The following is a 21,520-nucleotide window of genomic DNA, read 5'->3' as shown; positions in this document are numbered from 1 at the left end:
AGCATTCTCAGAAGATCATGCGGTACTGGTGCCGCTGCCGTCTTTGCCGCGCAGGCGTATATTATTGAGGGAGATTGACCGATGTGGGCGTTTTCTTACTTCCTGGCAAACCTTGGAGATTACTTCGACAGGCTCATAGCGAACAAAGTTCTGCTAGGCCTCCTCGTTGCCGTTCCTGTGGCTATTTTGGGTTATGGTCATTGGGCGGAGCAGCAAGTGGAGACGCAACGTGTCCAAGCTGCTGCCGTCGAGAACGTGAAGGGCCAGTGCAGAAGCTGGATTCAAAGAGAGTACAATCGTTACCCGCGCAACAATCCGTCCTTCGTGAGTGGAGTCTGGAGTAAGAACGAGCACATCGTGGTGGAAGTGGGGTGGCGGAAGCAGGCAGATGATGCGACCTACCGTACCCGTCTCTGCGTCTATGATCCGCGCAGTGGGCGCTTGAGTTCGCCGGGCGCCTTCGGGCGTTGGCGGTGGGAGCAGTATTGAAGTCAGCGGAACATCCCAGCCAGCGCCTCTGACTGAGGGGCGCTAGTTGCCTCCGGCGGCCCCGGAACTGCCCACCTCGCTCCCCGCTCGGACCGGAAATGCCCCAGGATCCGCCCCATAACCTTCAGAGGTTGGAAAAAGTTGATAGCGTTCATCGGGACACAAGGTTTCCTACCACCCCAGCCATCGGTTCTCTGACATAGCAAAACAAGAAGCTTGGATGCCTCAGAGGCTCCAAAGTGCCCCGGTTTCTGCCCCAGTTGGTTTGAGCACCCCCGGAGCACCCGTTAGCTCGTTATGCGGGTGGTGCGGGTTGCCCCTCCCGAATTACGGGAGAGTCGGGTTAGCAATTCTAGCTTCGAGATTTTGGCATGGCCTCAGGGCTATAGCAGATTGAAGTCCACCCCGTTGCCCCGTCTCTCAAGCTCATCTCTGAAGTTATCTCCCCGATCACCGATATCGAGATGCCGAGGATTCACGCAGCGCCGGTTATGACACCGATGACGGATCACTTGGTCGCGGCACCAAATCGTTGACATGTTATGGAAGGTATGAGAGACGGCGCGCACTGAAATCTAGGGCGCTAACATGGGCTGGAAAATCTAGACCAGATACAGTCCGCGACTGTCTGTCGATTTAGAACGCCTTAAGATCAGTACCCGGCCTCAGGGGGCCAGCTTTCACGCGATTGCTTTGTTGCAGCCGCGAACGCTGAACCTGAACCGGATCTCCACCAAAACCTACAACACACTGTTTTATAGGCGGATTCCCGCTTGTGAGGAGACTATATGATAAGAAATACAGAACTGATCATGCATGGCGCAGAATACGTACCAGAAATGCTATCGGCGGAGTGGCTGGAAGCGCGCACCAGACGCCAGGGTAAGAACAAGGAAGAAGCAGAGAGTGCGAACGAGGTAGTTGAGGAGGCAACACCAAAGGTAGAGCCTGATAACGTGGCGGCTCTGTGCGAGTACCTGTCAAAGTGCTTCGTGCGAAACCGCAACCAACTCCATGACGTTGATGACCTCAATGTCCCGCTTAGCCAGGCGGACCTGAAGAAGCTTGCTCTTCAGAAGTTCAAACGGGCGTTCCCGGAGATTGAGCTGACCTCGGAGCTTCTGAGAGATGTCTTTCAGCGGGCCATGATCGAAACCCATGACGATGTGAGCCAGCAAATTCCACTCTGGAATGGAACCACCCAATGCGCACCGGGCAATGATGACCGGGTTTTCCCTGTACGGGACATGGTCGCTATCAACACTTGGCGCAAGCCTGCCTATCGCAATCTGACCTCTGCTCAGCCAAACATGGCAATGCTTGAAGCACTCCTTCAGCGGATCTTCCAGCATGCGGTAGATCGTCGTGTATTCATCGATTGGCTTGCTTGGTGCTTGAAGAATGAAGCGGATAAGCCAAACTGGGCTATCTTCTTGTATTCGCGTCAGAAAGGAACGGGTAAAAGCACACTCTGCCAGCTAGCCACCCGTCTGTTTGGCGAAGAAAACTCAGTTGCCCAGAACAGCATCGCCAAGCTGACCGGCAAGTTCAACAAGCCGCTGTTGGATAGCAAGCTGATCGTATCTGAGGAGCTCCAACTCAAGCCTGACTCCCCTCACGGCAATACGCTCAAGACGTACATTACGGAAAGAGTGACCGTGTCAGAAGCTAAGGGGAAGGAGGTCGAGAAGGTACAACAGTCTTGCTGTTTTCTGTTCACTTCCAACCACTTGCCGCTTTGGATCGAGGCGGATGAGCGCAGATACTATGTTATCAACGTGGATCACTCCGGTCATGCCTCTGGCCCGGATGCTGAGGAGTTCGGCAGTTTCATCGCTGAGTTCAATGCATGGATGGAGCGTGATGAGAACATAGCAGGTCTGTATCGCGGGCTGCTGGAGCATCAGCTATCGAATGACTTCAATCCTCGTTCGCTGAACCTCTCCCTGATCGAAACACCGGTTATGCAACAGATCATGGGGGCATCCCGTGAGGTACTGCTTGTTCGCCTGGAGGAGATTCTAGCTGGTCTCGGTGTGTTTGCTGTTCCGTTGGAAGTCATTGCCAAGCTGTTCATTGAGAAGCTGAAGACCAACCAGAACCGGATCCGCCACATGATGCCCGAGCTGGGCTGGCGTTCTGAGACTGCCAAATGGGGCGGTGTTGATCATAGCCGAGCAATCTGGGTTCACCGGGACTATCAGGTGTCTGGTGGACGGGTTCGCGGGCCAAACGGCTACGATGAGCCAATCTGGCCGGATGACGGGGAGGTGGAAATCATTGAGTAAGGACGAGCTGTTCGTCGCCATGGACCGTAGCCAGGAATGGTACAGCGACATATTTGCCTATCACTACGAAGAAGCCCACCAGCGAGTAGAGGAATTGCTGAATGAAACAGAAGAAGACGAGAATGGCTGCATGGTCACGCCAACATCCGGCCCGCGGAAAGTTCGCTTTCAAGGCCATCAGGATCGTGCGTACAGGTTTATTTACTGCATTCTCCACCAGCTTGCCGCCACCCGCGACCAAGTGATCCGTCATCGGTGTCATAACCGGCGCTGCGTGAATCCTCGGCATCTCGATATCGGTGATCGGGGAGATAACTTCAGAGATGAGCTTGAGAGACGGGGCAACGGGGTGGACTTCAATCTGCTATAGCCCTGAGGCCATGCCAAAATCTCGAAGCTAGAATTGCTAACCCGCCTCTCCCGTAATTCGGGAGGGGCAACCCGCACCACCCGCATAACGAGCTAACGGGTGCTTCGGGGGTGCTCAAACCAACTGGGGCAGAAAGTGGGGCACTTTAGAGCCTCTGAGGCATCCAAGCTTCTTGTTTTGCTATGTCAGGAGGCCGATGGCTGGGGTGGTAGGATTCGAACCTACGGTACACGGTACCAAAAACCGCTGCCTTACCACTTGGCTACACCCCATCGGTGAGGCGCTGTCTAAAGTTTGTTGCGGGGGGGTGCAAGAGGGTTTCTGCAAAAAAGAAGAACTTTTTTGGCCATCCAGAAAAAAAGCGGCAAAGGCAGGGAAGCGCCTCGGCGGATGGCATGTTGTCGGCTGGGAAATGGCCGAAATTCTATAGGGTTAGATGGGAGACCAAGCGAGAGCCGGTGTCATCTCAAAGAGGGAGTCACTTGCGGCGCAGCCGGTTTGAACTGGCTGCGCCGCTTGCACAATCTGCTCCCTGGAAGCCAGGGCCGGGGACTGCCGGATCAGGAGCCCCAGATGGCCTGATGCGCTTCCTCGCCGCTTTCGAAGATATGAGGCTGGACGCTGCGGCTGGACAGCTCTCCCTGCATCTTCAGGCGCATGAAGGCACTGGTGGTGTAATGCGCGATCGACTCGCTGCTGGCCTCCAGAAGCTGCCCGGCGGTGGCCGCGTAGTCGTCCTGCAGATCCTCGGCAATGCGGAAGCCGTTCTGGTTCACCACCGTGTTCACGCCTGTGCCGCTCTTGGCAAAGGCCTCCTTCAGCACCCGGGTCAGATCCTCGATGTCGCGCTTCTTCTTGACGCTCCAGCCTTCCAGGTTGAGGAACATGGTATGGCGGGCGGCGTCATAGGTGACGCGTTCCGACAGGTTCAGGTTCAGCAGGTCATCGAGCAGCCCCATTGGCTCGTCGCGGAAGATGCGCGGGTCCATCTGGGTGACGTTTTCGATGATCGGCTTGAACTCCATCTGGTCGAGAATATCACGCTGCAGGTCGATACCCGGGGCAATCTCGATCAGCTCCAAACCTTTGGGGGTCAGCTGCAGCACGCAGCGCTCGGTCACGTAAAGCACCGGCTGCGAGCGTTTTGAGGCATAGGGCCCGGAAAAAGTGATCTGTTCGATCAGGCGCACGAATTTCTTGTTGCGGCCCTCTTGCACAATGCGCAGCTGGCCGTCTTCGACAGCAACCTTCAGCCCGCCCGCGGTGAAGGTGCCGGCAAAGACCACAGCACGGGAGTTTTGCGAAATGTTGATGAAGCCGCCGCAGCCGTTCAAACGGCCGCCGAAGCGGGAGGCGTTGACACTGCCTTCAGCATCGCACTCGGCCATACCAAGACAGGTGAGGTCGAGGCCGCCGCCGTCGTAGAAGTCGAACATCTGGTTCTGGTCGATCACCGCGTCGGCATTGGCCGACGAGCCGAAGCTGGAGCCGCCCGCCAGAACGCCGCCCACCGCGCCGGCCTCGGTAGTGAGGGTGATATAGGGGGTGGCCTTCTCTTCGTTGGCCACGGCTGCAACGCCGTCCGGTGCACCGACGCCAAGATTCACGGCGCCGTTGGGCGGCAGCTCAAAAGCGGCGCGGCGGGCAATGATCTTGCGCTGGTCCAGCGGCATCTTGGCGATGCCTTCGACCGGCACCCGGATTTCGCCCGAGAGCGCTGGGTTGTGCTGCACGCCGTAGTTCATCCGGTGCATCTCCGGATCGTCGGCGACACAGACACAGTCCACCAGCAGGCCGGGGATTTTCACATCCTTGGGCTTGATCGAGCCGTCTTCGACGATGCGTTCTACCTGGGCGATCACGATGCCGCCATTGTTGTGCGCGGCCATCGCCTGGGCCAGGCAGTCCAGCGTCAGCGCCTCGCGCTCCATGCTGATGTTGCCCGAGCGATCGGCGCTGGTGCCGCGGATCAGGGCGACGTCGATCTTGGTGGCCTTGTAGAACAGCCATTCCTCGCCCTCGACCTCGTGGAAGCGGACGATGTCCTCCTGCGTTTTCTTGTTGACCTTGCCGCCGCCGTGGCGCGGGTCGACATAGGTGTGCAGGCCGACCTTGGAGAACAGGCCAGGCTGGCCCGCGGCACAGGCGCGGTAAAGCTGCGAAATCACGCCCTGGGGCAGGTTGTAGCCGCAGATTTTTTCCTCCTGCGCCGCCTGCGCCACCTTGGGCATGCGGCCGAAGTTGCCAGCGATCACCCGGCGCAGCAGCCCGTCGTGATGCAGCCGCCCGGTGCCCAGGCCTTTGCTGTCGCCTGCGCCTGCGCACATGATCAGGGTCAGATCGCGCGGGGAGCCTTCCTCCAGGAACCGTTTTTCCAGCGCTGCATGCAGCAGCTCCGGAATGCAGCTCTGCACAAAGCCGGTGGTTGTTACGACATCCCCGTCGCGGATCAGGGCCATCGCCTGCTCTGTGGTGGTGGTTTTGTCTTTCATGGCGGCGCGTCCTCCCCGATGCCTGTCGCCTTCCGTCCCGGCCCTGCTGCCTCACGGAAATCTGATCGGGCATTCTAGGGTGCGTCCGCGCAGCAGCCGCTCCCGGATTGCGTCAACGGAAGGAGGAGTTACGACATCCGGTCCAGGCAGAGGCGGCGAAGTTTCCGATCGGCGCCTGCGTGTGGCCAATGGTGCGAGGGACGGCAGCCCGGCCACCTGCCGGGCATGCGGTCAGAGCACCTGATCGCCGGAAAGCTCCCAATCTTCCAAACTGATGTTCTCCAGCAATACTGACCAGTCATCGCCGTCGGAGATCCTGAGACCGCCTTCCAAGTCTTCGAATTGAAGGGAGTGGCGCATTGGGCCTGTCACCTTGATCCAATCCGCGCCAAGTTCGAAATCTGTGATCGTATCGTCCCCTTGGTGGCGGGACTTGAACTTGAAGCAATCGCTTCCTGCGCCGCCGGTCAGCACGTCATCTCCGGTGCCGCCCGTAAGGGTGTCGTAGTTCGCTCCGCCGTCCAAAGTGTCATTGCCGCTGTTGCCGCTGAGGTAGTCCTGGCCCATGCCGCCATAAAGCTCATCATTGCCGTGCCGGCCGGTCAGATGGTCCCGGTTGGCGCCACCAAAAATAAAGTCGTCCTCCATGCCGCCATTCAGGTAGTCATTGCCGGCACCGCCGTAGAGGCAATCGCTGCCGCGGTTTCCTTCCAGGGTATCGTTGCCATCACCGCCTTGCAGGTCGTCGCAGGCCGCGCGGCCCTTCAGCACGTCGTCGCCTGCACGCCCATGCAGGAAATCACGCATCGCACCGCCTGTAAGAACATCGTCTGCAGTAGTGCCGATGATCCGGTCCATTCCGGCAAACACATCCTTCTGAAGCAGATTGATATCGGTGTTTCTCTTGATGATCTCGGATAGTTTCGTGTCCCAGAGCTCTTGCAGGTCCTCGGCAGGCAGGCCCTCCCGTGCTTCGCTCCAGAACGGATCGCCATCGCGCAAGCGGGTGAACTGGTCCACCATCACGGTGGTGAAGGTTTCCCCCAGCATCCCGTGGCCATAGGCGTCTTCGGCCAGGCCGCCGATCCAAGCGTCGACCAAATCGGTCTCGCCGTAAACCTCTGCCAGCTTGTCCGCCAGCCCGGTGTCGGAGGTGATGTCGGCAAAGGTTTCAGCCCGCTCCAGCCCCAGCGCTTCGCGCAGATCGTTATAGCTGGCAACGCCCAGATCGCGGCCGCGCTGAATGTTGATCGCCGCCAGATCGAACCCGCCGGCCCCTGGCGGACCGAACAGGAAGGAGCGCACATCTTCAACAACCTTGGTGTCGATCGCCTCGGCGGTTTGGCTGGCAGCGCCGCGGATGACGTCCTCCATCAGCCCTGGCTTCTCAAGCAGTTCGGGTTTGAAAAAGGCATCCCGCAGTGCCAGCGGATCGTAACTGGTCCCGTCTTCGGCAACCAGCTGCAGATTTGCCGACAGTAGTGTGTGGCCCAGCCGGAAGACCACCGTCGAAAACTCGATAGCGATCCCCGGGTTCACTTGCGCGTCATAGCCCTGGTATGCCTCCAGCGCGTCTTCGCAGATCAAATACGGCAGAAACTCTTTGTACGTCACCGCCTGCACGAGCGCCTCGACCCGGGCGCGGGCGGCTTCAAACAGCTGGTCATCCGTGAGCGAGGGATCCCGTTCTGCCAGTTCATCCACCAGCCGGTTGTGCTCGCGGGTGAAAATCGTGTGCATCGAGGTGAGCGCGACATTCTCCGCAGCCCGCACATCGCCGGTCAGCAGTTCTTTGCCATAGCGGTACAGATAGCCGTCTTCAGTCAATTGCAGCTTGCCGCCCTCGGCACGCAAGTCTTCCAAGGTCTTCGCATCCGAGCCGTAAATCATCGAAGCGTCGATAAAGGCGGTGATCTCGTTGATGTATTTGCCGTCCTGCTGATCGACCCGAGTAAAGGGGATGACTTCTTCACCGGTGCCATAGGGGTCGAAATAGGGATCGCCTTCCGGGACCGGAATGTCCGCGCTGGTGTATTCCCCGGCGCTGGTCAGCGACAGATCGTGGTCCAGGAACTGGCCCCAGATCCACAGGAAATCCGAAGCGCATTCCGCGTTGTGGGTTTTTCCGTCCTGAACAGACAGGGCGTTGGAAATTTCGCGCGTGCCGGGGCGGTCGTCACCTGACATTCCGCCGCCGGGCCCCAGATCGCTTGGCGCCAGGTTCAGCAGCCCGGTGCCGGTTGCGCCCCAGTCAGGATTTTCAGGGTTTGTGGAATAGCCATCGGCGGGGCGCGCGGCCCCGATCTGCAAATTGGACATGTGATCCCCCAATCACTCATTACTTTCACCGAAAATGCCAACGTGCACGGTCTGCAGGTCCCTTCTGCGGGCGTGCCCGGCAAACGCCTGCAGCTTCCCGAAAATGCAATCCTGCCGGGACTCAGGCATGCTGCCAGTATATCACGTTTTTGTGTCGGATTGTGTTGTTTCGTGAGAAAATGCGGCTTTGCGGCCGACTGGCCGCCGCCTCAGAGCCGCCCGCCTGCGACTGATCAGGCCTGGCGCGCCTGCGCGCCGGTGCTTGGTGCAGGTACGCTGCCGGTCCATTTCGCGATCTGTTCCAGCAACTGCTGCTTGCGCACTGGTTTGGACAGGAAACCGACCATGCCCGCAGCGCGGCAGGCGGCCTCATCAGTGCTTAGCACATTGGCGGTCAGCGCCAGGATCGGGCAGGGGGGGCAGCCGGTTTCCTGCTCCCGGATGCGCAGCTGCCGCGTGGCTTCCAGCCCGTCCATCACCGGCATCGACATATCCATCAGCACCAGGTCGAACGGCTGGGCAGAAAAGGCCTCGACTGCTTCCTGACCATTGCTGCAAAAAGTGATCTGGATGCCCGATGGAGCCAGCATTTTCTTCAGGACAAGCTGATTGGTGCGGTTGTCCTCGGCCACCAGCAGGCGCACATGGCTCAATTCTGGCTCTGCCTGTTCCGCGCCAGGCAGCGCTGCCGCAGGAGCAGCGGTCTGGGGTTCTGCGCTGGCGTTCAGAGCCTCCTGCAGCGTGCGCAGCAGAACCTTGTTGCGGGCGGGCTTCATCAGAACATGCACCGTTTCGCAGTCCTTGAGCCCCTGGTAGCGCGTGATCACCTGGCTGCCGGCACAGAACACGATCGGCAGCCTCCGGCAACTGGTCAGGCTGTGAATGCAGCGGCACAGGTCGCTGGCCTGCTGCGGTGGCAGGCTGTCCTCGATCAGAACCAGATCGGGCTGACCGCCGACGGCGGCCATTGCCTCCAGTTGTTCCAGCAGCTGCGCCGGGGTAGACACGTACGCGGTATCCGCGCCCCAGTATGCCAGCTGGCGCTGCCGGACGGCACGGGAAAAGGCCAGATCGGCCATCACGGCCACCCGTTTTCCGGCCAGCGGCCGGGTCGCGGGCGGCGCAGGGGCGGCCACCGGCAGTGTCAGGCAGATTGTGAAGCAAGAGCCCTTTCCGGGTTCGGACACCGCATCGATCCGCCCGCCCATGGCTTCGGCCAGCCTGGACGAAATGGCAAGCCCCAGCCCGGTGCCCTCGAACCGCCGGGCGGTGCTGCTTTCAACCTGTTCGAAAGCGTGGAAAATCTGGCCGATGCTGTCCTCGGGGATGCCGACGCCGGTGTCGCGCACATCGATGCACAACGGGATCTTGTGACTGGCATCGTAATTCAGCGTGATGCTGACATGGCCCTGCAGGGTGAATTTGACTGCGTTGCCAACCAGATTCATCAGAACCTGCCGCACCCGGCCGCTATCGCCGGTGTAAACAGCCGGAGTTCCTTCGGGGATGTCGATGCAGATCTCCACCCCTTTGGCGGTGGCGCTGGGCGACATCAGCGTCGCGACGTCATAGATCACGTCGCGCAGGTTAAAGGGCTGCTCCAGCATCTGCGCCTTGCCGGCCTCCAGCTTGGAGAAGTCGAGAATGTCGTTGACGATCCGCAGCAGCGCCTCGGAAGAGGCCAGGATGGTGCCGGTGCAGGCTTGCTGCTCCGCCGTGAGGCCGCTTTCGCTCAGCACCTCTGCCATCCCAAGCACCCCGTTGATCGGCGTGCGGATTTCATGGCTCATGGTGGCCAGGAAGCGGGACTTGGTTTCGGTGGCAGCCTCAGCCCTTGTTTTTTCCTGCTGCAGCCGCTCTGCGATGCGCTTCTTCTCCTTGAGGCTTGCCTCCAGCGTGTCAAGCGCGGCAAACACCGCGGCAATCTCGCTGCCGTCCTGGGCCGCGCCATCCTGCTCCTGGCTGGCCAGCCGCCGCAGCTTGGAAGCGGCGGACTGCATTGCGGCCGAAATCCCATGCGCCTTGCGCATGGCAAAGATCAGTGCGGCCGCCATGATCAGCGCAGTGCCGCTGAGCCCCAGCACAAAAATCCGGGACAATGTCTGGTTTGCAGCCTCGACAGCCTGTCCGGCATACACGGCAGCCAAAGAGCTCACCATGGAGGCCTGTTTGGTGACCGCCTCGCTGCTCATGATCAGTGCGCTGAGAGTGGGGATGTCCTGCGCCGGCTTAATGCCCAGCAACACAACGGCCATCGCGCACCATTCCGCCAGCGCATCGTTCAACGCCTCGGCCTCGGCCCGCAACGGTTCCGGCAGCGGCAGCGCGAGCAGGGCACCCAGGTCGCGGTTAATGTCGCGCAGATAGGCTTGAAACTGGCTGGCGACCTCCTCCTGCGGGATCAGCCGGGTCATGGCGATCACGTCCTGGGCATAGGTTTCCGCGGCGGTGATGCCGGTGGCGACGCTGCTGGTGCGGCGGGTGACCTCCAGCGAGGCTTCCAGCACCGCATCTTTCCGGCTGGAGGCGTACATTGCCATGCTGCCCACCAGAAGCGTTGCAAACAGCGCAGCAACCGCGATGACCAGAACCGGCAGGACGATGGAGCGTTTGATGTTCATGAGGGGAAGCTTTCACACACACGCATCAGTTGGCCGGAAGAATAGGAGTGGGCACATTGGATTCATTGTCCGTCAGCGTATCGAGAAAGGCAATCAGATCCGATATTTCGGCCTCGGTGACAGAGAACCCTTCGATATCCGCCTGCCGCGCGGCGCCTTCTACGCCGCCCTGAGCGTAGTGGCGGATGACCGCGCGAAGCGACTGCTGGGATCCATCGTGCATGTACGGCGCCCGCAAGGCGATATTGCGCAGCCCCGGCGTTTTGAAGCGGAAGTTTTGCGCCGGGTCCTGCGGCGCCACACCGCCGCGTCCCAGATCGCTTGTCAGAAGCCCGATGTCGTGCAGCTCATTGTCTGTGAACATCCATCCGGAGTGGCAGGCCGCACAGGCTGCCCGCCCGGTAAACAGCGCAAACCCGCGCTTGGCGGCTTCCGGCACGGCGTCGGCATCACCCGCGACCCAGCGGTCAAAGGCCGCCACGCCGCTGACGATTGTGCGCTGGTATGTGGCCAGCGCGGTCAGGATGGTTTCCTTGCTGATGCCGCGATCGGGGAACAGCCGCTCGAACCAGGTTTTGTATTCGCTGACGGCCGACAGCCGCGCCACAATGCCGTCAAAGGTAGCATTCATCTCGTCCGGAGCGGTGATCGGACCGATTGCCTGCTCCTCCAGGCTGGCGGCGCGCCCGTCCCAGAAAAGCGGCGTGATCCAGGCCGCGTTGATGATCGTCGGCGCATGGCGGCGCACAGGCGCATTGCCGGCGCCGATCGCCTTGGGGACCGGGGTCTCCCAGCCGAAAGAAGGGTTGTGGCAGCTGGAACAGCTGATGTTCTGGCCACCCGACAGGCGGGGGTCGAAGAACAGCATTTTGCCCAGCGTCGCAATCTCGCGGTTGTAGGGGGCCGAGGCCGGGAAAGGGATGGTTGCCGGGCGGCGGAACGAGTCAAGCCCGGCGGTTTCCGCCAGGCTCTGGACGGCCCACAGCAGCAGTGCCGCAAATGCGGCAGCAGCAGCTCTCCACTGCATCCAGGACCTCCTTTTACCATCCAGTCTCTAGTTACCTGGAATGGCATTCTCTGAGAAGGCCGTTAAGATTTCGACTACGCGGGCGGAGCTTCCTGTGCGGCTGGTCCGTTCTTGGTTTCGGGCCGCCCGGATACCTTCTTGGGGCCAAGGCGCGGCGCGGCCAGCCAAGGGCCGAGCTTTGCCGCTGCAAGGGCAAATCCCGCGGTCCACAAGGCCGCTGACAGGGTGATGCCGTCCCAGCCCGCAAGTGCCGCTCCGGCCCCGGCCATGCGCAATACTGCAGCGCCCAGAACCAGTGCAAAGGCTGCCGTCAGCGCTCTGCCGGCTATCAGCGGCCGGCCGCTGTGGCCCATGGCGGCGCGCATCATCACCGCAAGGGTCATGCCGCCAATGGCACCGATGCCCAGAAGGTGGGCCGCCGCGGCAGGCTCCAGCAGTCCAAAGGGTACCGCGGCAGCTGCGGCCAGCCCCGCTGGCACCATCGCATATGCGGCATGCAGCATGAACAGGAGCGGGTCTGCCAGGCAGGCAAGCCCGCGCCAGCGCGCCAGCCGCATAACATGCAGCAGCCCGGCCGCCAGCAGGAGAGCACCGCTGATTTCCGACCAGGGTGCCAGCACCCAAGCCGACAGCGCTGCCAAGCCGCCGGCCAGGCACACTGCATCGAACCTGCCAAAGGGCACCGGCATCGCCGCACCGCCTTTCCTGGCCAGCCAGTTGCGGGTGAAACTGGGCACGATCCGCCCGCCGATCAGCATGATCAGAAAAATCAGCACCGCAATGCCAAGGCGGCGCGAGACATCCGCCGACCCAGCGGTAATCGCCTCGAAATGAAACAGCCCGTTGGCCAGCCCCAGCAGGGTAACCGGCACCAGCACTTTCAGGTTGCGCCAGTTTTCACCGGCAATGATCTCCCGCGCGATCAAGGCAATGACGGCAGCCAGAAAAGCGCAATCCGCGGCCATGACGCCAAGCGCGGGCAGCCCCAGCCATCCCGCCGCCGCCGCCCGGCCCAGGATCCACAGGCCAAACAGCAGCGCCAACGGCCGGCCGCGAACCGGCATCCGGCCGGTCCAGTTGGGCACTGCGGTGAACAGGAACCCGGCGACCACCGCGGCACCATAGCCGAAAACCATCTCGTGAATATGCCAGTCCGAGGGCAGGAACGGGCCGCCAAGCGTCAGCTCGCCCTGCCAGATCAGAAGCCACAGCGGCACAGCCAGCACGGCAAACAGGCAGGCTGCCAGGAAAAACGGCCGGAATCCGAATGAGAAAAGGGCAGGGCCGGTGTATTCTGTTCGCGCACTCATTTCAGTCTCCGTCAGGCACGGGTTTGCGGGCGGCCCGTATCCGGTGCCGCCCGTAGGCGAGGGGCAGGGACGCGGTCTGCCGCCGCACCCGTTATGATCGCCGCGCCGGGCTTGCTGCTGCTCCTTCCGGGACCGGTGCGGTTGTTTCCATGAGCCCCAATATGCGATAACCGCAGCGACCGGACTTTGTCCTTCCTCAAACTTGCGGTGCCTTTTTGCCAAAGCTCGATGAAAGCCTCCTGACCGGCTTGCCCCCCTTCAGCCTGCTGTCCCGCGTGCAGATCCGCGAAATCCTCGATCAGGCGCTGCCCAAACGCTACGACGAGGGCAGCGAGATCTTCCGTGAAGGTCACGACGCAGATCGGTTCCACCTGCTGCTGGACGGCCATATCCGGGTGGTGAAAACGACGCTTGAAGGAGAGCAGATCATCGCGCTGCATATCTCTCCTGGTCAGCTGTTCGGCATTGCACCGGCCCTGAACCGGGACACCTACCCGGCCACTGCGGTGGCGGCATCGGAAGTGCTGGCACTGTCATGGCCGGTACGGCTGTGGGCGGAGTTCACCGCCAAATACCAGGGCTTTGCCACCGAAAGCTATAAGACCCTGGGAGCCCGGCTGGGCGAGATGCAGACCCGTATCGCCGAGCTTGCCACCCAAGCAGTGGAGCAGCGGGTGGCAGCGGCGCTGCTGCGGATGACGCAGCAGTCGGGCCGCCCGGTGGCAGAGGGGATCGAGATCGCCTTCCCGGTTACCCGCCGCAATATTTCTGAGATGACCGGCACCACGCTGCACACAGTCAGCCGCCTGCTGTCGGCGTGGGAGAAAGACGGCATCGTGCACTCCACCCGTAAGCACATCGTTGTCACGGACGTGCAGAGGCTGGAGGCCTTGACCGGGGCGCAGGCGTAACCAGGCTTTTAAAGCAGTTCGCCGCGCATGCAGGCTGGAACCTCTAAAGAGTCTGCTTAGGTTTTTGGCAAGTCGTACACTCCGCCACCGACGGACATTTGCGGATCGTCCCGAAAGTCGTCCAAATAGAATTCGTGATCACGAAGCATGTCTAGAAGAACCTCATCGCGTTCAGCAACTTCTGCTTGGGTCGTCACCGATGACACTGACATGTGTCGCACAAGTGTACTGACGGGTTCCCAATCGAATTCATCTTCGATCTTGCCCGCCTGAATCGCAGCTGCCATGAGGGATTCATCCAGTTTCTCATCGGAAACCCTCAAATTCTCGATTGCCATTTCTTGGCTCTGCGCAACCACAGCTTCGAAGACTCTAAACGATGTTTTCGAGGCGAGGTTAAACCGCTCGCTTTCGATGACCCACCATTTCAAGTGACCCTCAAGGGCGGGCATAGCCTTTGAACGCCGGCTAAATCCAAACATGTCAATCATCACCTCGTGTCATTGCTGCGGTCTGAAAGCAGACATTGAGAGTATGTGCAGAATTTGTCACTTGGGCTCGCAGCGGTCATTCCTGCCAGCAAGCGGTCTGCACGCAGCTGCACCCGCTCGGCTGCACCCGAAGCTCCTTCTCTTCCAGCCTGAGTCCCGGCAAGCATTGATAAGCCTGTGGAGCAGGGCGGCCGGGCAGGCGCTGTAAAGTATCTGACGCCGCAGGCCCCACCCGCGCAGCTGGCAAATGGTGGATCAACTCAGAGCGCGGCAGGCCGGAGCTGTCGGAACCGGCGCGCGCAGGGATATCGGCTTTTCCAGCATTTTGCGTGCAGCAGAAACGTGCGCTCTTTGCGTTCAAACAACATCCGCGGCCCGGTGCGGGGGTAGGCATAGCACATCCGCAACTGCTTTCAGGATGGCGATATGTCAGAGATCCTTACCAAGTCGCGGGCCAGAAACGTGTTTTACGGGGGCTCCCTGTTCTTCGTCGTCGTGTTTCTGGCCATGACCGTTCACAGCCACCGCTACATCGTGAACACCTCCACAGCCGGCATGGAGCTGACCAATGCGGTGCGCCAGGGCAAGCACGTGTGGGAGCGGCACTCCTGCATCAACTGCCACACGCTGCATGGCGAGGGCGCCTATTTCGCCCCCGAGGTTGGCAACGTGATGACCCGCTGGGGCGTGCTGGACGACCCCGAAGGCGCCTATGAGATGCTCGACGGCTGGATGAAGTCGCAGCCCTCCGGCGTCGAGGGCCGCCGCCAGATGCCGTTCTTTGAACTCACCGAGGAAGAGACCAAGGCCTTGTCCGAATTCCTGCGCTGGGCAGATCAGACCGATACCCAGAACTGGCCGCCGAATGACGCGGGCTGAGGGAGAAAAGCTATGAAATACCAATCACAAAAAGTGGCCTACGCCTATTTCATGGTGGCGATGGCCCTGTTTGCCGTTCAGGTTCTGGGCGGGCTGCTGGCCGGCTGGATCTATGTCTGGCCCAACACGCTGAGCGAGCTTCTGCCATTCAACATTGTGCGGATGCTGCACACCAACGCGCTGGTAGTCTGGCTGCTGCTGGGCTTCTTCGGCGCTGCCTACTATCTAATCCCCGAGGAATCCGAGCGTGAGATCTTTTCGGTCAAGCTGGCCTATATCCAGCTGGCTATTCTGGTCGTCGGCACGCTGGGCGCGGTGGTCTCCTACCTGGCCGGCATCCACGGCGGGCGGGAGTTCCTGGAGCAGCCCCTGTGGGTCAAGTTCGGCATCCTGGTTGCGGCGGTGATCTTCCTCGTGAACATCTCGCTCACCGTGCTGGCGGGCCGCAAGACCGCGATCACCAACATCTTGCTGATGGGCCTGTGGCTGCTGTCGCTCCTGTGGATCTTTGCCTTTATCAACCCCGACAACCTGTCGCTCGACAAGATGTACTGGTGGTTCGTCGTCCACCTGTGGGTGGAAGCGACCTGGGAGCTGGTGATGGCCGCGATCCTCGGCTACCTGATGCTGAAACTGACCGGCGTCGACCGCGAAGTTGTGGAGAAATGGCTCTATGTCATCGTTGCCCTGGCGCTGTTCTCCGGCATCCTCGGCACCGGCCACCACTTCTTCTGGATCGGCACCCCTGGCTACTGGCAGTGGATCGGCTCGATCTTCTCGACCCTTGAGGTGATACCGTTCTTCGCAATGATGAGCTTTGCCTTCGTCATGGTGTGGAAAGGCCGCAAGAATCACCCGAACAAGGCCGCATTGCTGTGGTCGCTCGGCGCCTCCACCGTGGCCTTCTTCGGGGCCGGCGTCTGGGGTTTCCTGCACACGCTGCACGGGGTGAACTATTATACCCACGGCACCCAGATCACCGCCGCCCACGGCCACCTGGCCTTCTATGGCGCCTATGTGGCGATGAACCTGGCGATGTTCACCTATGCGATGCCGCAACTGCGCAACCGCGACCCCTATAACCAGGTGCTGAACATGGCCTCCTTCTGGCTGATGACCGGCGGCATGGCCTTCATGACCTTCGTGCTGACCTTTGCCGGCACCATCCAGACCCACATGCAGCGCATCATCGGCGACTACTACATGGATGTGCAGGACCAGCTCGGCATCTTCTACCTGATGCGTCTCGGCTCTGGCGTTGCCGTGGTCCTCGGCGCATTGCTGTTCATCTATGCAACCGTCGTGGTCCGCCGCGAGATAATCAAACCCGGCCCCGCGGCCGTACCGGGAGAGTAAGCCATGAACGCGATGAACATGCCCTCCGTCCCCTTCTACCGTCCCGCAGGCGATGAATTCACCGTCTTCGAGATGGCCCAAGCCAACGGTCTGCCCCTTCTTCTGAAGGGGCCCACCGGCTGCGGCAAAACCCGGTTCGTGGAACATATGGCAGCCCGGCTCGGGCTGCCCCTCCACACCGTTGCCTGCCACGACGACCTGTCGGCCGCTGACCTGATCGGGCGTTACCTCTTGAAGGGCGGCGAGACGGTCTGGACCGACGGCCCGCTGACCCGTGCGGTGCGCGAGGGCGGCATCTGCTACCTCGATGAGGTGGTCGAGGCCAGGAAGGACGTGGCGGTGGTGCTGCACCCGCTGACCGACGACCGCCGCCGCCTGGTCATCGACCGCACCGGCGAGGAACTGGCCGCGCCCAAACCCTTCATGCTGGTCGCGAGCTACAACCCCGGCTACCAGAACATCCTGAAAAAGCTGAAGCCCTCGACCCGGCAGCGGTTCCTGTCGGTCAGCTTCGGCTTCCCGGAAGCCTCTGCCGAGACCGCGGTGGTTGCCTCTGAGAGCGGGCTGGACGAGGACCGCTCCGCCGCGCTGGTACGGCTGGCAGGCCATATCCGCAGGCTCTCAGGCATGGACCTGGAGGAAGGTGTCTCCACCCGCTTGCTGATCTACGCCGCGACGCTGATCGCCAAGGGCATGCGCGTCGAGCGTGCGGTCGAAGCCGCCATCATCGAACCTCTCAGCGACGAGGAGGACGTCTGCCAAGCGCTGCGCGATCTCGCCGCCAGCGTCTACGGGTGATGCCATGATCCATGCGCGCGACCTGCTGGAACCCGAGGAGACGGTTGGCAATCTGTGGCACGGCATGGCCACACGGATCGGCGCCGCTGATGACGGGGCCGGACACACTATCCGGTTCGAGGACATGCGCGCCAGCGTGGCGGCGTTGTTCCGGGCAGTGGGCGGCGGCGGAGGCGTGGAGATCCAAGCGGCGCCGGCGGTGCTGTCGGACCACCGTCCGGACCGGCTGCGCCGCATCGGAACCCCGCGGGAAATGGTACATGTGGCCAGCTTCGACGGTGAACGTCTGCGCCTGCCGCCGGAGATTGCAGCCTTTCCCAGCCGGGAACTGAACCGCCAGGCCTATCTGTGGCTGGCTGCAATGGCCGCCTCGGTCGAATTGCCTGAGCGGAATGAAGACCGCTATCAGGCTGATCAGCTCGAAGTCGCAGCCAATGCCCGTGCCGCGGACAAGGTATTTGCCGCCTGTCCAGGGCTGCGGTCTGCCCATGCTGGGTTCTGTGCCCATATCGCCGAAACCCGCAAACGCAGCGGCCTGCCGAGGTTCGAAGCCCGGATCGAGCGGATGGTGCTGGATCAGATCGGTTCTGACTGCCGGATCGCCGAGCCCTGCACCTGCACCGCGCCGCGCGGCTACCGGACTTATCAGCCGGTGCCCTTCTGGCTGCGTTTGACCGCACCGCAGGCGGGCAGGGGGGCGGCCCCCGCAGCGGATGAGGAGATGAAAACCCCTGGCCTCGCCATCTCCAGCCGCAAAACGGCCAAGCGCCAGGATCAGGACCAGACCCGGCGCAAGGACAGCTTTATCGTCCACCGGTTTGAATCCATCCTGTCCTGGGCCGAAAGTCTGAACATCAACCGCATGGTCGATGACGACGACAACGAGAATGCGCAGAAAGCGGCGGAGGATCAGGACAACCTTACCCTCTCGCAGCATATGAAGCGGGCGGCCTCGCGGCTGCGCGTCTCGCTGGACCTGTCGCCGCTGGATGCTGAGCATGAGCGGCTGGCGGGGCAGTTCACCTATCCCGAATGGAACCACCGGCTGGGCAAGCACATGCCCGCGCACACTTGCGTCCTGGAAGCCGAAGGCAAATCCGCCGACAGCTTCCATCCCGATCCGCGGCTGGTGTCCCGCGTGCGCCGTCAGTTTGCGCCGCTGCACCCGCGCCGGGTGATGCTGCCTCGGCAGCTGGACGGCGACGAGCTGGATCTGGAAGCGGTGGTGAAATCCCATGTCGATCTGGCCTGCGGCCAGCAGGGCAGCGACCGGGTCTGGCAGGCCAGCCGCCCGATGGCCCGCGATTTGAGCGTGGCGGTGCTGATGGATTGCTCCCGCTCCACCGAGGCCACGGTTGGCGACCGCCCGGTCATCGAAACTGCCCGCGAATCTCTTGCGGCTCTGGCAGGCGGCATCGCCACCGCGGGCGACCGGCTGGGCATCTGGGGGTTCTCTTCCCTGCGCCGCGACCGCGTGTTCCTGACCCGCGCCAAGGCGTTCGCGGAACCGATGTCTGACATCGTCACCGCCCGGATCGGCGGCTTCAAACCCGGCCATTACACCAGGCTTGGGGCTGCTATCCGCCATGCCTCCGCCCAGCTGGCCGAGGAAGGTGCCGAACGCCGCCTTCTCTTGGTGCTGACTGACGGCAAACCCAACGATCTGGATCACTATGAGGGCGTGCACGGCATCGAGGACAGCCGTATGGCGGTGCGCGAAGCCCGCGCTTTGGGGCAATCCGTGCATGGCGTGGTGATTGACGCCGACGGACAGGACTGGTTTGCCCGCATCTTCGGGCGCGCCGGGTTCACGCTGCTGCCTGATCCGGCCCGGCTGCCGCGCGCGCTGCCGGAGATCTATCAATCCCTAACCATGGAGCACTGAGATGAAACATTTCCTCGCTCTGGCCCTGCTGGCCCCCTACAGCGCCTTTGCCGCCACCTTTGAACGCCCCATCCCGCAGCCGCAGACCGAAACCGCAGAGATCTGGTTCCTGGCAGCCTCGATTGCCCTGATCATCAGCCTTGGCCTGGTGCAATACCTGGTGAGCCGGCGATGACCCCGCAGCCCTCCTGGCGGCTGCTGGCGGCGCTCTACCCGTTCGGGGCGGGTGCGGCAGCGGTCAACATCTTCTTTGCTTCGCTGATCGCCAGCTGGATCGGGGGGCGGGTGCTGACGCCGCATGAATCTGTTGCCTGGGGGCTGCTGCTGGGCGTGCCGGTCACCTCCGCCTTTGCCCGCCACATCGAGCTTCTGAAGCAGCAGGCCGGCGGCAGCTGAACACGGCTGAAACGGAAAAAAGGCCCTGCAAAAAGCAGAGCCTGGACACCATTTACCATCGGGCGGGACAAGAGGTGGCAAGGCGGCCCGGGGTATTGGGGGGAGCCGCCTTGCCGCGGCATCAGCCGGCAGTTGCCAGAAGGCCGGCTTCTGCCGCTGCCTGAACCTCGGCCAGGTCGGCTTCGCCATCAGCATTGGCGTCGATGGTGGCAAAGGTTTCTGCGGTCAGATCCGGAAAGGCCGCCTGCAGCTCTTCCAGCGAATAGGTGCCGTTGCCATCAGCATCGGCTTCGGTGATGGCTTCCATCGCTGCCAGCGGCGAGGCGGCGAGAACAGCAAGGGCGGCGGCGGTCAGCGCGAATTTTTTCATGTGAGACACTCCATTCATGTTTTAGTTTTCTTCCTGAGGCCGCGGTGTTCCGCGTGCCGTGGCCTAGAGCTAGGGCCTGCCTGCTGCCACCGCTATCCCCTTGTGCCCAATCGGCAAATTCCGGCGCTGCCCTGCCGGAACCAGGGTTTGGCTTCGGCATTTTGCCGCTCCGCCTGAACGCTGGTCCTTTCTCCGCTCAAGCGCCAGACCCGGTTTCGCAAGTTTCTGCCTGCGCCCGGCAAATGAGCTGCAGCAGCCCTTGCAAACTGTGCCCTGACTGCGGTGCGCAGCAGCGGCGGCTGCGTTTTCTGGCGCCTGCGCGTGGACAAGGGGCAATTGCCCTCTAGGTTGCTAAGGGGTGTGTATAGGTGTGCGGCGGGTGTTGTGGCTGCGAGGACGGAAATCATAACGGATCTTGGCGCGCTGGAGGCGCTGCAGCCTGCATGGGATGAGCTGCACCAGGCGTCAGGCGGGGGACCGTTTTCTTCGATGGACTGGATCCTGGCCTGGAGCACCGCCTTCGGCAGGGGCGCACAGCCGAGGTTCGGCTGCAGCTGGCGGGACGGGCAGCTTACGGCTGCACTGCCGCTGGGGATAAAGCGCGCGCCGTTGTGGAACGGCGGCCCCCACCTGCGCAGACTGTCAATGCTCTGCAGCGACCGGGCCGGATTTCACGACGTGCTGGCCGCGCCGGGTCAGGAGGCGGATGCCGCTGCGCTGATGGAGGACCTCCTCGCCGCCCGCGACTGGGACGTCTCCGATCTGACGCCGATGCGGACGGCGGGCGGTTACGGGTGGATCCGGGCCAGCCTTTCCGGTGGCCGGCTCCGCAGCCGCCAGCGCGGCGAGATCCGCGCGGGTGTCTGCCGTCACGACGATGGCTGGGAAGCCTGCCTTGCCCGCCGCAGCCGGGATTTCCGCAAATCTCTGCGCGCCTGCAAGCGCGCTCTGCAGAAACAGGAGCACAGCATTCTGATGGCTGCCGCTCCGGGCGCCGAACAGAAACGCATCTTGGAGGCCGCGCTGGATTTGTCGGCGCGGACCTGGAAGGCCAGGATGGGCACCGACATAGGCACCGACGCCCGCACCCGGCAGTTTTTTCAAGAGCTTTGGCGGCGGATGTCGCCCCGCGGCACGATGGTTGTGCAGCTGCTGGTGATAGATGGCCAGGAAGCGGGGAGCTGCATCTGCCTGGATGCGGGCAACACTACCTATGGGCTGATCCTCGATTTCGACGAGCGTTTCCGCAAATTGTCGCCGGGGCGGATCATGTCCTGGCAGGGTGTGACGGCCGCGGCTGACCGGGGCATTCACTATTCCAACCTGCTGCGTTCGACGCCGTTCCTGGACCGGCTGGCGGATGAGTTTGAAAGCTTTCAGCGCCTGCGCATCTGCCGCCGCTACGGTTATGCCGATCTGCTGCTCGCCGCGCAGGAACTGTTGCGCCCGGTAGGGGCCAAAGCACGCAAACTGAAACAGCTGCGCACGCGCAAGCGGTCGGCCTTTGTCAACTGACCA

The 21,520-nt window shown here is 61.9% G+C and carries 19 protein-coding genes and 1 tRNA gene; 10 read left to right on the top strand and 10 right to left on the bottom strand.

Annotated elements, in window-relative coordinates; translation table 11 throughout:
• Positions 1–81: 81 nt before the first annotated feature.
• A complete protein-coding gene (locus RA19_RS10355; RefSeq protein ID WP_039162217.1) occupies positions 82–489 on the top strand; it encodes a hypothetical protein in 408 nt (135 codons plus the stop codon).
• Between the two features lie 383 nt (positions 490–872).
• Here RA19_RS10355 and RA19_RS27760 read toward each other — a convergent pair whose 3' ends face one another.
• Positions 873–1,028, bottom strand: a complete 156-nt coding sequence (locus RA19_RS27760; RefSeq protein ID WP_152615734.1) for a hypothetical protein — start codon at positions 1,026–1,028, stop codon at positions 873–875.
• A 249-nt stretch (positions 1,029–1,277) separates the two neighbouring features.
• On the opposite strand from RA19_RS27760, the gene RA19_RS10350 reads away from it, so the two are divergent.
• A complete protein-coding gene (locus RA19_RS10350; RefSeq protein WP_039162216.1) occupies positions 1,278–2,777 on the top strand; it encodes a primase-helicase family protein in 1,500 nt (499 codons plus the stop codon).
• On the opposite strand, the gene RA19_RS26550 is transcribed toward RA19_RS10350, so the two are convergent.
• The 7 genes from RA19_RS26550 to RA19_RS10315 form a co-directional block, all read right to left on the bottom strand.
• Positions 2,767–3,039 carry a hypothetical protein gene (locus RA19_RS26550; RefSeq protein ID WP_152615733.1) on the bottom strand — a complete coding sequence of 91 codons (273 nt, stop codon included), beginning with the start codon at positions 3,037–3,039 and terminating at the stop codon, positions 2,767–2,769. The two genes, RA19_RS10350 and RA19_RS26550, sit on opposite strands and share 11 nt — an antisense overlap.
• A gap of 305 nt (positions 3,040–3,344) precedes the next feature.
• Positions 3,345–3,419, bottom strand: a tRNA-Gln gene (locus tag RA19_RS10340).
• A gap of 288 nt (positions 3,420–3,707) precedes the next feature.
• Positions 3,708–5,639 (bottom strand): acyl CoA:acetate/3-ketoacid CoA transferase, encoded by a 1,932-nt coding sequence (locus RA19_RS10335; RefSeq protein WP_039162214.1) that lies wholly within the window; start codon positions 5,637–5,639, stop codon positions 3,708–3,710.
• A gap of 231 nt (positions 5,640–5,870) precedes the next feature.
• Positions 5,871–7,958 carry a peroxidase family protein gene (locus RA19_RS10330; RefSeq protein ID WP_039162212.1) on the bottom strand — a complete coding sequence of 696 codons (2,088 nt, stop codon included), beginning with the start codon at positions 7,956–7,958 and terminating at the stop codon, positions 5,871–5,873.
• A 233-nt stretch (positions 7,959–8,191) separates the two neighbouring features.
• Positions 8,192–10,579 carry a hybrid sensor histidine kinase/response regulator gene (locus RA19_RS10325; RefSeq protein WP_039162211.1) on the bottom strand — a complete coding sequence of 796 codons (2,388 nt, stop codon included), beginning with the start codon at positions 10,577–10,579 and terminating at the stop codon, positions 8,192–8,194.
• Between the two features lie 25 nt (positions 10,580–10,604).
• Positions 10,605–11,606, bottom strand: a complete 1,002-nt coding sequence (locus tag RA19_RS10320) for a cytochrome-c peroxidase (RefSeq protein WP_039162210.1) — start codon at positions 11,604–11,606, stop codon at positions 10,605–10,607.
• A 74-nt stretch (positions 11,607–11,680) separates the two neighbouring features.
• On the bottom strand, positions 11,681–12,916 hold the full coding sequence (locus tag RA19_RS10315; protein WP_039162209.1) for an NnrS family protein: 1,236 nt from the start codon (positions 12,914–12,916) through the stop codon (positions 11,681–11,683).
• A 215-nt stretch (positions 12,917–13,131) separates the two neighbouring features.
• Between RA19_RS10315 and RA19_RS10310 the strand changes: the two genes are divergently transcribed.
• Positions 13,132–13,827: a Crp/Fnr family transcriptional regulator gene (locus RA19_RS10310; protein ID WP_039162207.1), complete on the top strand. Its 696-nt coding sequence runs from the start codon at positions 13,132–13,134 to the stop codon at positions 13,825–13,827.
• 56 nt (positions 13,828–13,883) lie between these two features.
• Here the strand turns inward: RA19_RS10310 and RA19_RS10305 are convergent, their stop codons facing one another.
• On the bottom strand, positions 13,884–14,318 hold the full coding sequence (locus RA19_RS10305; protein WP_039162206.1) for a hypothetical protein: 435 nt from the start codon (positions 14,316–14,318) through the stop codon (positions 13,884–13,886).
• 426 nt (positions 14,319–14,744) lie between these two features.
• Between RA19_RS10305 and RA19_RS10300 the strand changes: the two genes are divergently transcribed.
• Genes RA19_RS10300 through RA19_RS10280 form a run of 6 tightly spaced genes read left to right on the top strand, consistent with a single transcriptional unit; the run spans position 14,745 to position 19,632 of the window.
• On the top strand, positions 14,745–15,197 hold the full coding sequence (locus tag RA19_RS10300) for a c-type cytochrome (RefSeq protein ID WP_039162205.1): 453 nt from the start codon (positions 14,745–14,747) through the stop codon (positions 15,195–15,197).
• 12 nt (positions 15,198–15,209) lie between these two features.
• Entirely contained in the window at positions 15,210–16,553 is a 1,344-nt protein-coding gene (locus RA19_RS10295; protein WP_039162204.1) for a cbb3-type cytochrome c oxidase subunit I, read from the top strand.
• A gap of 3 nt (positions 16,554–16,556) precedes the next feature.
• Positions 16,557–17,351: a CbbQ/NirQ/NorQ/GpvN family protein gene (locus RA19_RS10290; RefSeq protein ID WP_039162203.1), complete on the top strand. Its 795-nt coding sequence runs from the start codon at positions 16,557–16,559 to the stop codon at positions 17,349–17,351.
• A gap of 4 nt (positions 17,352–17,355) precedes the next feature.
• Positions 17,356–19,236, top strand: coding sequence for a nitric oxide reductase activation protein NorD (locus RA19_RS10285; RefSeq protein WP_039162201.1), 1,881 nt, complete (start codon positions 17,356–17,358; stop codon positions 19,234–19,236).
• Position 19,237: 1 nt separating this feature from the next.
• Positions 19,238–19,411, top strand: coding sequence for a hypothetical protein (locus RA19_RS26980; RefSeq protein WP_193748254.1), 174 nt, complete (start codon positions 19,238–19,240; stop codon positions 19,409–19,411).
• Entirely contained in the window at positions 19,408–19,632 is a 225-nt protein-coding gene (locus RA19_RS10280) for a hypothetical protein (protein WP_039162199.1), read from the top strand. Before RA19_RS26980 ends, RA19_RS10280 begins: the two co-directional genes overlap by 4 nt.
• Positions 19,633–19,753: 121 nt before the next feature.
• On the opposite strand, the gene RA19_RS10275 is transcribed toward RA19_RS10280, so the two are convergent.
• Positions 19,754–20,002: a calcium-binding protein gene (locus tag RA19_RS10275; protein ID WP_039162198.1), complete on the bottom strand. Its 249-nt coding sequence runs from the start codon at positions 20,000–20,002 to the stop codon at positions 19,754–19,756.
• A gap of 384 nt (positions 20,003–20,386) precedes the next feature.
• Here RA19_RS10275 and RA19_RS25765 point away from each other — a divergent pair, with 384 nt between their 5' ends.
• Positions 20,387–21,517: a GNAT family N-acetyltransferase gene (locus tag RA19_RS25765; protein WP_152615732.1), complete on the top strand. Its 1,131-nt coding sequence runs from the start codon at positions 20,387–20,389 to the stop codon at positions 21,515–21,517.
• Positions 21,518–21,520: the final 3 nt, after the last annotated feature.

It is taken from the genome of Leisingera sp. ANG-M1, assembly GCF_000813745.1.
GTDB lineage: Bacteria > Pseudomonadota > Alphaproteobacteria > Rhodobacterales > Rhodobacteraceae > Leisingera.
The sequence above is the reverse complement of the archived record's forward strand: the minus strand, read 5'-3'. Positions and strand labels throughout refer to the sequence as shown.